9 protein-coding genes are annotated in these 12,678 nt (G+C 61.6%); 7 read left to right on the top strand and 2 right to left on the bottom strand.

Annotated features, from left to right (window positions below; all coding sequences use genetic code 11):
• Nucleotides 1-120: 120 nt before the first annotated feature.
• Together LZP97_RS27270 and LZP97_RS12460 are read left to right on the top strand one after the other, a co-directional pair.
• Nucleotides 121-243, top strand: coding sequence for a hypothetical protein (locus tag LZP97_RS27270; protein ID WP_267966393.1), 123 nt, complete (start codon nt 121-123; stop codon nt 241-243).
• Nucleotides 213-4,043 (top strand): YobI family P-loop NTPase, encoded by a 3,831-nt coding sequence (locus LZP97_RS12460; RefSeq protein WP_152693037.1) that lies wholly within the window; start codon nt 213-215, stop codon nt 4,041-4,043. The genes LZP97_RS27270 and LZP97_RS12460 overlap by 31 nt, the downstream gene beginning before the upstream one ends.
• Before the next feature lie 61 nt (nt 4,044-4,104).
• Here LZP97_RS12460 and LZP97_RS12465 read toward each other — a convergent pair whose 3' ends face one another.
• On the bottom strand, nt 4,105-4,599 hold the full coding sequence (locus LZP97_RS12465) for a DUF4268 domain-containing protein (protein WP_308072472.1): 495 nt from the start codon (nt 4,597-4,599) through the stop codon (nt 4,105-4,107).
• A gap of 9 nt (nt 4,600-4,608) precedes the next feature.
• Entirely contained in the window at nt 4,609-5,154 is a 546-nt protein-coding gene (locus LZP97_RS12470; protein WP_234575040.1) for a hypothetical protein, read from the bottom strand.
• A 501-nt stretch (nt 5,155-5,655) separates the two neighbouring features.
• Here LZP97_RS12470 and LZP97_RS12475 point away from each other — a divergent pair.
• The 5 genes from LZP97_RS12475 to LZP97_RS12495 all read left to right on the top strand — a co-directional run bounded on the left by LZP97_RS12475 (nt 5,656) and on the right by LZP97_RS12495 (nt 12,666).
• On the top strand, nt 5,656-6,171 hold the full coding sequence (locus tag LZP97_RS12475) for a GIY-YIG nuclease family protein (RefSeq protein ID WP_234575042.1): 516 nt from the start codon (nt 5,656-5,658) through the stop codon (nt 6,169-6,171).
• Nucleotides 6,172-6,225: 54 nt separating this feature from the next.
• Nucleotides 6,226-6,489 carry a hypothetical protein gene (locus LZP97_RS12480; RefSeq protein ID WP_162919259.1) on the top strand — a complete coding sequence of 88 codons (264 nt, stop codon included), beginning with the start codon at nt 6,226-6,228 and terminating at the stop codon, nt 6,487-6,489.
• Nucleotides 6,490-6,919: 430 nt separating this feature from the next.
• Nucleotides 6,920-9,451: a CHAT domain-containing protein gene (locus LZP97_RS12485; protein ID WP_082170423.1), complete on the top strand. Its 2,532-nt coding sequence runs from the start codon at nt 6,920-6,922 to the stop codon at nt 9,449-9,451.
• Between the two features lie 415 nt (nt 9,452-9,866).
• Nucleotides 9,867-10,673, top strand: a complete 807-nt coding sequence (locus LZP97_RS12490) for a hypothetical protein (protein ID WP_152693038.1) — start codon at nt 9,867-9,869, stop codon at nt 10,671-10,673.
• Nucleotides 10,674-10,728: 55 nt separating this feature from the next.
• Nucleotides 10,729-12,666 (top strand): hypothetical protein, encoded by a 1,938-nt coding sequence (locus tag LZP97_RS12495; protein WP_234575044.1) that lies wholly within the window; start codon nt 10,729-10,731, stop codon nt 12,664-12,666.
• Nucleotides 12,667-12,678 lie beyond the last annotated feature (12 nt).

Here is a 12,678-nt window from a genome sequence, read left to right on the forward strand (position 1 = left end):
TGGCGGCCACTTTTGCCCCCAAGAGCACTGGAGGGCGAGTCGTCTGATGACGAGCGACGCGAGGTGGTCGAAGTCGGCTACCTCCGGTCCGTGTCCGGGCCACCACCGATAATTCTCGGCATGACCGAGCCAGACACCGACTCGCCGGATCTCCCGAGAGGCCACATCCCCACGGGGATCGAGCACGAGACCGTGGCGAACCCCGAGCACGCGTGGAGCAGTTCAATCAGCGAGACGCGTTGATGCTCGCCCGGTGGTATGAGCAGGCCGTCATCGCATGTCGACCCCAGTACGGAAGGAAGTCAGCGAGCGACGTCGAGCGCCGCGCGGACGTTCCTGGAGAATCGTCAAGTGCCCTTGCAGGTGCGTCCGCTGCAGCCACGACTGTGCAGCACACGGCGCCGAGCAAGACCGCGGCCCAGGTGGTGCTGAAATCCTTGGCGCCGCATTACGAGGAGGCCCAGCACAAGACCTATCTGGATCGTCTGGAGAAGGCGATTCAGGATCCCAAGAACCGCAACATTGCCCTCAGCGGGCCGTACGGGACCGGTAAGTCCAGCGTGCTCGATGAGTTCCAGGAGAAGCATGCAGATTCAACGCTGCGGCTGGCCGTATCCACCCTGGCACCCGACACAGAGGACGTGTCGCTGACCAACCGCCTCCAGAAGGAGATACTCAAGCAACTGATCTACAGCGCCCAGCCACGCACACTCCGCCACTCGCGGTTCAGCCTGCGTGGCCCCCTGCCGCGGTGGCGGGCGGTCTTTGAGTCCATCCTGTTCGTCGGCGTGATCGGGGCGTTGCTGGCGTTGCTCGGGCGCCTGCCCTCACAGATCGCAACCGGACCTGATCACTCCGGTCTCAAGCAGGCGTTGGTGTGGACAGCGGTGGCCGTCCTACTCGTCGTGGTGGTTTCGGTTCTGCGAATAGTCACCTATAACCGGTTCACGGTCTCCAACATATCCGCGGCAGGTGCGGCCCTGACACTGTCGGAGCCGGGCCACACCTACTTCGACGAGCACCTCGACGAGATCGTCCGCTTCTTCGACCAGGAAGCCACGGACATCGTCGTCTTCGAGGACTTGGACCGCTACGACAACGCCCAGATTTTCGAGGCGCTTCGTGAGCTCAACACCCTCCTCAACAACACCCCGAAGCGGCTCAAGAAGATCAAGGATGACAAGCAGCCGCTTCGGTTCATCTACGCAATGCGCGACAGCCTGTTCGAGAAGATCGGCGAGGACACAGCGAAGGAGGGTGATGACGCCGCGCGGGCCGAGACCGTCCGCGCGAACAGGACCAAGTTCTTCGAAATTGTCATCCCGATCGTGCCATTCATCTCGCACCGCACCGCCCGCGAACACCTCCATCAGCTCCTGCAGGAGGCGGACGTCACCGGCATCGACCGTTCGTTGGTCGAACTCGTCGCCAAACACGCCACCGACAAGCGCCTCCTTCTGAACATGCGCAACGAGTACCTCGTATTCGCCGAACGCCTGCTGCAGTCGGGCAAGGTCGCACCCGAGCTCTCTCCCAGCCACCTCTTCGCACTGGTCGCCTACAAGAACTTCCACCTGAAGGACTTCGAGAACATCTCGCGGCGCTCCAGCAATCTCGACCGCCTGTACGACCATCACCGCAAGCTCGTCGCAACCTCGGTCGCGGACCGCGAGCAAACCAAGCGAGACCTGCTAGCAGGGGCTACGCCACCGCCGGCAGTCGACCCGTTCGCGAAGCAGCTAGGCGGACGGCTGATAGGGATCGGGAAGGCCGAACGTGACCAGCGTGCTGGGGTGGACTGGCAATTGTGCTTCTCCGTCGGATCGGACACGTACGACTCTGCCCAAGTGACCACCCCCGCGTTCTGGGACGCCGTCGTCACCTCACCCACGATCACCCTCCAAGCGACGCAGAACCCGCAATACGGCAGCCACAACCACCTCATCACGTTGTCCCAAAACCATCTCGAGGACCTCTTCCCGGAAGCCCTACTCGGTCGGTGGGAGGACAGGAACACCGAGGCGCTACACGAGGGACTTCAGCAGCTCGACCACGACATCGAAGAACTCCGCGGCGCCGACTTCCGGGACCTGGTCAACGCCGGCAAGTTCACGATCACCGTCCCGAACGAGGACGAGGACGAGGACGAGGTGCTGACGTTCGCTGCACTCGTGGACAGGACCCTGAATTCGGGTCTGGCACGCGACCTCATCAAGCAGGGCTACATCGACCGGAATTTCACCCTCTACGCCGCGCAGTTCTATGGCGACTTCACTGGCATCGACGTGGCGACGTTCATCGTGCAGACCGTCCAGACCAACAGCATGGACATCAACTACCAATTCACCAGCCCGGGTGCGTTCAAGAACCTGCTGGCCGAAGCTGACGAGGACTTCACTCGCACGATCAGCGCCTACAACGTTCAGCTCGTCGACTACCTTCTCGTCGAGGACGTCGAGCGGGCGGACGAGGTGGTTGAGCACCTGACCTCGAACTTCGGGAGCGAAGCGGAACAGTTCCTGGCAGCCTTCTTCACCTCGAACGTGGAGCGGACCAGACTGGCAGCACGGCTAAGCCACCGACGGTGGCGGGATGTGTTCGCCTACCTCGTCTCCGACGACGGCGTGCCTGCCGATGTGCGTCCGGCACTCGTAGATGCCGCACTCGTGGCCGCCGACCCTGCGGGCGCCTACGACCTCGGGTCTGCTGTCGGCGACTTCCTGGTCTCGCAGTACAAGAAGATGCCAGTCTTCACCGAGCCCCGAACCAGGTCTGATCTGGACCCGGTGGTGACCGTGCTGCGACGCGCTCAGGTGCTTCTGCCCAGCCTCGATGGCGTACACGACGTGCTGCGGACACTCATCGTGGACAACAACTTGTACGAGCTGACCGCCGACAACCTGCGCACGGCACTCAACATCACCGGCCAGGTGACGCTGGACAGCATTCACGACAACGACACGATCTATCAGTACTGCTTGTCCAACCTCAGCATCTACCTCGACGCCGTCGAATCCGACGACGACACCGACCACTCGACACTGACCGCTGAGACACTCCTCGACGCACTCAAGGCAACAGAAGAGGACGACGAGACACTCGAGCGGCTCACCTCGACCGCGTCACCCGACAGCTCGCTGCGGCACCTGAGCGACGCACCGCCCTCGACCTGGCCGGCGCTGGCCTCAGCCAAGCTGTTCCGTGCGTCGCTGGCCAATATCGACGCGTACCGGGCCAAGATCGGAGACATCGACGAGAAGCTCGGTGAGCTCCTGCTCGACGGCGGCGTGATCTACACCGACGACGGGGCGAAGGAGCCCCACGACGAAGAGGCTGCGGCCAAGACCGCCGTCGCCGTGCTCAAAGCCACGCGTGGCATCCCACTCCCCGAGGACCGAGTCGAGCTCGTACAAAGCCTCGAGCTCAAAGAGTGGCTCCCGGCCACGCAGATCACACCGGAGAAGAGCAACCTATTCGCGCTCCTCCTCAAGGACGACCTGGTTCCCGACGACGCAGCCACCTTCACACACCTTCGCCAGGGCGGATGGGCTGCCCTCGGGCCCGCCATCGTCGCCTCGAACGAGGTCGAAAAGTTCATTACCCCCGACCTGGTGGACGGGATGGTCACCGACCTCTTCGAGGATCCCGCGACCAGCAGCAAGATCGGCCAGCAGATACTCCAGGACCTGGCGAACTTCCTCCCGACCGACGACGGCAAGGCCCTGGCTGCCGCGGCCCGGTTTGCAATCCAGAGCAACACTCGCCTTCCTGTGGAGCAAATTCGCCGGATAGCCACGACCAGCAAGGACGCGGATCTCACTGTTCAACTGCTCCACATCGCAGCTCCCACCGCGCCCGAGATCGTGGAAACCCTGAACGATCTGGGCGGCCAGTACAGCTACCTCACAACCTGGGAGCGCGGCGAGTTCGAGGTCCTGTACGACGACGCCCACAAGGGGGTGTTCAAGATCGTAAAGGAAGCGAACCTGTGCAGGACCAACAAGAAGCTGCGCGAGGACATCCTCGTCGTCAAACGACCGTAGGCGATTCAGCCTCGATTCTGTCATCGACCGACCGCGTACTGGGCTGACCCGGTGCGGGTCGTCAGGAACGAAAGCAGTCCCGTGGACGACGAAAGGCGTTCCCCTGGATGGGCTCACCATCGCGTCGTTTGACTGACTCAGTGCGGGATGACATTCCGCAGAGCGGGGCCCCGCCGACCTTCGCGAGCGCTTCGCGTAGTCGGATCTGCTGCTCGATCAACCAGGTCGTCATCGCTGGCCACCGATCCACGTCCTCGATGTCGTCGAACGGTGACATCACCATGATGCGGGCCCCCTTCCGCCCGGCCATCGCATCCCACACCGCGGTCGTACCGAGCGCAGCCTCGAAGGCGTTGCGTCGGTCGTGGAGCCAGTCGAACCGGGCCTGGTTCAGGTCGGCATCGGGGGATTCGAAGTAGAACTGCGCCACCAGCGATCTGTTCACCCATGCCATCGACAGCACGACTCCGCCGAGTCCGACGATTGTGTTGCACCAGGACTGGCTGGTGGTTCGGGACCTCGTCCACGCGGGATGCTCAGCGCGGATGCGGGCCAGTGTGGCCTCTCAGAACTCCCGGTAGCGACGCACCCGCGCCGATGCCTCACCAGCGCGCGGCGATGCCGCCTGACGGACCTGCTTCTCCCAGTCATTCGGCTGCACAACAAGATCAAAGTTGGGCGCCGGCTGCGAATCCCCGATCTGCACGACCTGGATGACCACACCGAACACGCGGGTGTTCTCGTCGGTGCGCTGGTTGAGCCAGTCGATCGCGGCACGGTGCTCGGGCCGGAACCCGGTGGTCACCCACACGATCGTCGTGGGGTCGGTTCCCGCGGCGTAGGTGATGATCTGCCCGAGGTGAGTGTGATCGGACTGTTCCAGCTGGTTCTCGACGATCACGACCTCGCCGGTCGCCTCGTCGTATCCCTTCAGATCCAGGCTGAAGTCACCAACCGGGTGCTCCGCCGCGGCGAGTACCAGGTCCATGCCCAACAGGTCACTGAGCACATCCACGTTCTGCAACAGCCACGGAGTGAAGTCGATCGCCTCGTGAGGCCAGATCACACGCGGCGGGACAATCTGCAACCGCCCAAGGCTCGGAGAACTCATGCGTCACAGGCTCTCATTTGACCTGGCAGTTGCGTCCCACCACCTGCACAAATCAGCGCAGACGCCCCCAATCCGTACACCAGGCTCCAGGCAAGACACCCGCCGGGCTGCCCCCCATTCAGGGAGATACCACGGCTTAGTGGTAGATGTCCTCACCGGGAGCTATGTAGTAGTCCCGACAGGGATTTCGTGCCAGTCAATGTCCTCCAACGCGGGGCCTCGGTCCTCCATGTCCTGGCGCCTGATGTCCTCGTCTGTGAGCGTGTGTGCACGGTACTCGGCGATCATCGCGCGGTGCTTCTCCGAGATCTCGTCTGGTTCATCGCTTGTGCTGCCGAACCTCATGCCCATCGTTCGCCCCTCCTCGCGGTCGCCTGCTCCACCGGAAATGTAGCCGCCACCAGCCCCGAACATGCTGCCGGGCCGTGTCATCGGCGACGGTGCCGGTCGCGCTCGGTTTCGGAAGTCAGTGTGTCGCCCGCACGGGGCACACTGGCGCCCATGCAGACCTCACCCACACCGGACGCGCCCGATCCGACCGGCACCATCGCCGCGCTCAGCGCCACCCCCCCACACGCACTCGACGACCTGGACACCTTGCCTGCCGCGTCCGGCCTGTACGCCTGGTGGGCGGCTCCCGAGGTGTTCCCACAGCTCCCCGGGCCCGCGCACCCCACCGAGCCCGGGGTGCGACTGCTCTACGTCGGTCTCGCCACCAACCTGCGCCGGCGGATCAACAGCAATCACCTGCGCCGCACCCTCGCCGGGCTGCTCCTCGACACCGAGGACTACCAGACCCGGCGCACCGACCGCGTCGTCCTCGTCGACGAGGACGAGATCCGCCTGACCGCGTGGATGCACACCCAGCTGCGGCTCTCATGGTGCCTGCACCCGGCCCCGGCCGATGTCGAGGCGGCCGATCACGCAGTGGGCGCCGCCGATGAACGTCGCGCACACCACCGCTGGCCCGGTCCTCGACGTCATCACAGCGGCCCGCGCCGCAGTTGCGTTCCGTGATGTCGCGCGACTGGCGGCGCGCCAAGCGAAGCCCCCGCCCGACTCCCGAATCCAGTGTCGAGTCATCTTCATAGGCCAGACGAGAACAACCTCTACACGAAGGGGGTCCTCGCGACCATCGATTCCCCGAACGCTCTGCCGGAGTCGATCCACTCGGCAAAGGAACACCTCGAATACTGGGTGGGGAACATCATCCGAGACGGAGAAACCCTGGTGCGGTGGTGGGTCGAGGACGAGAACGGTTCGACCATCAAAGACTTCGGAACCGACCTGTCCGTCTGCGTCAACGAGCACGGAAAGCTGAAGAAGCGGCGCTGACGTCGGCCCGGTCGAATCGGGACCGGCGGCGGCGGGCCGGTTCCCGGCAACGAAACCCCGGATCCGTGATCGGGTTCGTACGCCTATCCGCCGACGCGGACCTGGGCTCAACCGCGGCCAGGAGCACGCCGCTGTCACGGGTGGACCGACTGTCGGAGACCTGCCACGGCGTTTCCCCGGCAGCCGTGGCCGGTAACCGGGACTACGGCGTTTCCCCTGGCGGAGACGGGTTCCCTGCAACGACGACACCGAAACCATCACCAACTCCACTGAGGAGGTGACACCTGCTTTGACGGCATAGCCATCACCCCCGAGGAATCACGCGACACGCCGTACACCACCTCACGGGACTTGACCGCAGCCGACTTCGGACATTGGCATGATCGACGACAACACGATGCTTTCGTGACCGCCGAGCGAAGGACGATACATGAACGAATCCGCGCCGGGTGCCTCAAATGGCGATAAGTCACCGCTGTCGGCTGCTATGGCGACAGCGTCCGAGATGGGCATGCCAGCCAACATCGTCGATGCAGCCCAACACCTGGCGGACGCCGCCTCCGCCCGAGAGCACCCAGCGGAAATAGATTCGAATGTTCAAGCTCTCGCGAAACTAGTCTACCGTGACGGCATCTTGGCACAGTTCTCTGGCGAACAGCTGGGTGCGCTCTGCACGTCGATCGCATCCGCCAACCTGAGGTTTCCGTCGCGCCTTATCAACCCTAGGCCGATATTGGAACTGATCAAGCAAACCGGCGACGTCCCGAGCACGTTCGAAATCGTGGTCGACTACGTCAAGTCCGTGAACATCGAAATCGAAACGACAGGTCCGCTTGCATGCGCTGAATCATTCGGAGTGGCGAACTTCCAGAACGACGAGCAGCGACTGGTGTGTATTTACACGTTTTATGAGCTGGCCGTGCGCGGGAGGGATTCCGACACCGATCAGGGGCAGCTGCTAAGCGGTATCTCTTCGAACGTATTGGACAAGATTCTGGCCGAATCTTACAAGCTGACAGGGTACTTTCCGCACAACCGTCGACGCGACTACTACCGCCTGTATGCCGCCTTGCATCAACTTGCCATCGACAGCAGCGGATCGTCTCACCCAAATGCGCACCACAACATGTGGCTCGGCCACATCCACGAGATGCTGGCAACCCTTGACAGCGAGGAGGAACGCGAGTCATCGCACGGGAGCGTTTGCATCGAGCACCTGCTGAAGGCGGTTGATGAGCTCGGTGATCTGACTAAGGACGGCAAAAACTACGTGATTTCGCAGCTGGTGAAGTCGGCTATAGCGCTCGCAAAGGTGAACCCCGATCCCGACCTTCACAGCTACATCATCGGTGGTTTGGCGCTGGCTCGTGAGAATCAGATACCCAGCTGCGCGGAACTCATTGCACTGAGTGATAAGGAGTTGGCGGAGATTCCGTTTCCCTCCCGTCGGACACGGCGCATCAGGGCGGTCAGAGGCGCCGCGACGGTTGACCTCCAAGATGCGCCGTCGGTGACGATCACAATGCCTGACGAAGTCTTCTGCGGTCAGAAGTTCATGGTCAGCGTTGAAGTGAAGGACAATAACCCCGAAGACATCGATGTCGATATTTTCGCGGATCCGTCGACCGTCAAGATCCCGGGCGAGGTTTCCGCGACCCAGTCCACCTATCTCGTTGACTTCAGAGCCGACGCATCGCCATATACCGGCCGCGTCTACGTCCGAGTGCTTCGGCAGAATCAACCCTGCGTCACGGTCAGCTATCGTCTCGCGTTTCTGGACCCCGCGTCGACTGATCGCCGGCCGTCCCCATTCGACGTCGCCACGATCAGCGAGAGGATCGGTCGTTTGGATGCGGATGTCGTCCTCTCTGCGTTGCGGCGCGAAAAGCGCTTCGTGGTCGATCTTTGGTTGGCCGACTCGCCGGGACCGCCAATGACGCTTCTAGATGTGGAGATCGAGAGCGAACCCAGCGCATACATAGATGTCCGCATGGCGGACATCAGGGCGAGGGCAGCGGAACTCGTGGCACCGGGATACGACGTGGGCGAAACTCTCGCCTCACTTGGCGATTCTGTCAACAGGATCATGGTTTCGATCGCGAAGTCGCTGGAAGCTGATCGCCTCAAGTCGGGAGCTCTCGCTCACTCGGGTACTCCAAGGCTTGCAGTGCTCACCAACGAGATGTCGATCCCGTGGGAGGCGTTGCCGATCGGCCTCGCTCCCGATTGCACCGACACGCTCGGCTCGGTATTCGAGATGACCGTCATACCAGCGGACTTCGATCCACCTGAAAGTATCGCCCTGACCAAGGTCGCCGTGCTGACGGCCAGCCGCCCGGACTCACAGTTTGCGCATGATCAGGGTGTAATCACTGAGGCCCTGTCGGGTACCGGCACCGGTGTTGACGCGATCAGCCTCACTCCCGCCAACCTGCAGAAGACCAACTTCAATTCGAAGTACGGGGTGGCCTACATAGCGGCGCATGGCGAGATCGATGATGGCACCGGCGAGCTCGTCATGAAGGGTGATCTGACCCTCGAGGGTGAGCAGATCACCCTGCCAACCCTCATTGCTTGCGCCAATAACTTCGCCGATGTCTTTGTGTTCGCCAACGGGTGCAATACAGCGGTCGCCGAACCCGGGCTCTTTCGACGCTTATCATGGTTCGAGACCATGCTGGGTCAAGGCGCCGCGGGTTATTTGGGCACCCGATGGCCGGTAACCGACGACTGTGCACGCATCTTCGCCGCGGAGTTCTTCGCATCCCTGGCTGTGGGATGCAGTCCGGCACAGGCAGTCCGAACCGCACGGCTCGCGGCTCGAGCTCAAACCGATAGAGTAGATCCCAGTTGGCGGGCCTATGCCCTTTTCTGTATGCCATCACTGAAGGTGGACCGCACAGCAACTGAACCACCCCGGGACGGTTCACAGCCTCTCATGGGTGCGGGCAAAGTATTCTAACGAACCTTGGTCGCCAGAGCCCCGTGCCGGGAATCCGTTATCGAATTGAGCCCGAGTTCGACAGTTGGTGGGCGTGCGGGGTAGGTCGGTGCCGGATCCGTGCAGGTGAGCGGGCTGGCGTCTGACCGAAATTGCCCTGAGAGTTGTGGGCAAACGAATGCCGTTGGTATTTACTTTGATCTAGTCTTGCCACCTGATGATGTGGCTGTGTCGACGGACAGGTGGGGGTAGAAGTGGGTAGGGTGACGCACTAGGAACGTGCCCTCGCCCAGTGGACATTGTGAGTCTTGACAACCCGCATTTCGGGTCACTTTCCTGTTATCGCAACACGGTTAGCCCCTAAATCAGGTGAGTAAGTCTCGACGAGAGTTTTCGAATTCGGTTCCAAGGGACCTAAGACTTGTAAGCGGGCTCGATGTCAACCGACATCATGCCCTTTTGGAAAGAGGCTGAATTGGGCTACTTCGCACATGCAACGGGCTTACGTCTCCCTGCCGGTTTCGTCCCCACGGCAATACCCAGAACTGGCTTGAATCCGCTCGACGTGTTTTCGCAGCACCAGCAGTCCATGATGAAGATTGGCGACCTCACCCAGGTCCTGGACGGGACGACTCCTCTCGCCGAGGAAGTCAGGATCTCGACTGATCGCGTCAGCGACATCGCTGGTAACGGTCAATCAACAAAACGCATCGGACTCGCGGTGTCCGCACTCAACCAGGTAGTTCAAGCGCTCGGTTACGAGGTGACCCTTAAGGGCACCACGCGAAAGGACGCCGCCGCCACCCTCTCATACCAAGGCGTGACCTTAAAGAGCGCCAACACGCTTGACGTCGACCGTTGGATTCGCAATGCGGATCTCAACTATAGTTACCCTCTCTCAGCTGACCTCGCAGTGAACGAAAGAATCCACATTGCCCTGGGTGCTTACTATGCCCGCGAGCTGTGCTTGACAGTCGAAAATTCCAGCGGAATCGACATCGAAGTGACGCCGGCAGACCTCGGCGAGGTGCGCGTCGAAAATCACACTAAGACAGGGCGACGGGTTTCCATCATGTCGAAGACGCCCTTTTGCATTGCTGTTCACTTGGTGAAACTGTTCTGCCACCCGTCCGGATTTTGGATCTCTGGGTCACCGTCAGGGCGCAAGCGGACGGAGATCCGCTCCGAGTCGGCGCGGACGCAGTCCTACTCGGCCGAATCAGTACTCTTCGAGATGTCCTGACCGAGAAATGTCCGTCCGGAACCGATCAGCGAAACGAATTGCTGAGCTTCGAGTCATGCTGCCCAAGACAAGCGGTGCTGACCACATCATCGTTCTCGAACATCTTGGGCATGCCTACATCGAAGCTGGCAGGGACTTCGATGCCGCGTGCGTGTGGCAAAAACTGTGGCTGAACGCCAAGCGTCGCGACGATCCCGTCGCGGTCATGCGGGCCGCCTACAACATTGGGGAGGCTCTCAAGTTCGACGCACCCGCCGACTCCTACGCCTGGTACATGCAGGCCATCGAGGCCGCCACGTCCCTTGAGCATCCCATCGGCTACGAGCACTTCGCTCGCGCGGTACACGGTGTCGCTCACGCGGTGTCCTCCGATTGGTTCTATTTCACCGACGAGCCTGGGGCAACCGGCGCCAGTGTCGTCGAGGTCGCGCTGGGCGATGGTTTCTACTTCGCCCAGCCGATCAGACGATCAACGGCAATGGACGGATGCACGCTCGTGCCAGCCCCCACGGACCGTCCTCTCATAAACGCAGCGCGCAAGGTCAGCAGACAGTTGGAGAAAGCGGCCGACTTTGCATCGATGGATGACAAGTCGAGGAGAAAGTTGTCGCTGGACCTGCACCTATCAGCGATCGAGATTTTGGTTAACCCCCCGGCATGGTTTCCTGCCGAGTATCTGCCCGGTATCGCCGAGCAAGCTGCCCGGGCACGCCAGTGCTATGCGATGAGCGCAGTCGAGGCAGGTGACCGCCGATCAGCAACAGCACAACTGCAACAAGCGATTCAACACTGGCGCATGATCCCGGAACTCGAAGCCGGCCAACAACACAGGTTTGCCAGTGCCATTGCCCTGCGAGGCACGATGAAGTTCTTGAAAGGCGATCTGGAGGGTGGGGAAGCGGACTTCGCCGAAGCAATCGGTATACACAGTGACGATGGTGAGATCACGCGCTACCAAATCGGCCTTGCACACTGCTATGAGTCGCTAGCCATTCATCAACGCTCCAACGTCAGGCGTCTCGGTCTGCTCTTCCAAGCCCGCAAACTGAGGCTCGAGGTAGGTAACCTGTACGAATTGCTCTGGTGCGACCGGTTGATCGCCGACACCTATGACAAATCACATCCGGAAAAGGCGTTCCAATGGCGGGTTTCGGCCTGGATGACCCTGATAGGGTGGTCGTTTGAACTGCAGACCTTCAGCGAAGGCAGGACGCACGAACTTGGCGCGCGCATGCTCGCCGAGTTGTATCGATCATTCCAAGCAACAGGCCTCTCCCTCCGGTTCGTCAACTGCCTTCTGAGCCTGAACCAACCACGAGCGGTGTACGCCCACATCAAGAGTCGACTCAAGGGGATCAAACCGCAGGATCCCCTCCATGAGTTCGACATCTGGGACTACCGGAGCGTGGAAGCCTGCTGTGAGGCCGGCGAGGCCATGTGGTTTATCGCGGGATTCGATGGCTTCTGGGTATCGGCTTATCACGGCTTGGCCGGACGATGGGAGGTGCAGATCGAGGATGATCATGAGACCATTCGCAGGTTGTCCGCGATGCGCGCCGATCTTCGCGCCTCGCGCTGGCGAATGTCGGATTTCGATCTGACACTGAGACTGTTCGGCCCGCGGCGCCAGTCCGGCTGGCACATGCTGGATCTGTCGAACTTCGTCGCAAAGTCCATGATCACCGACGGCCACCGCCGAATCGCCTCCGGTGAGGTGCTGACCGTCCGCACCGTTCCGTGTGGGGAGGCGGCACAGTTGGTCCCGTGGCACATGGTGCCACTGAGAAACGATTTCTATGTAAACGGCCGGTACGAACTGGTGCTCGACAGATGCATGCTCATGGTGGTCTGTAGTTCTGCCGATGCCCGGCGTCCAATGGATGCGACCAGCCGCGAAGAGGCCACGCGCGGAGTTCCAATATGCGAGCCTCGCACGGTCGCAACCAGTGCCCGGCGACTCATCTCCGACTCCGGAATGTGTCAAGCAGTTTGAGTCCAGTGGGTG

Source organism: Rhodococcus sp. DMF-1 (assembly GCF_021441945.1).
GTDB lineage: Bacteria > Actinomycetota > Actinomycetes > Mycobacteriales > Mycobacteriaceae > Rhodococcus > Rhodococcus ruber.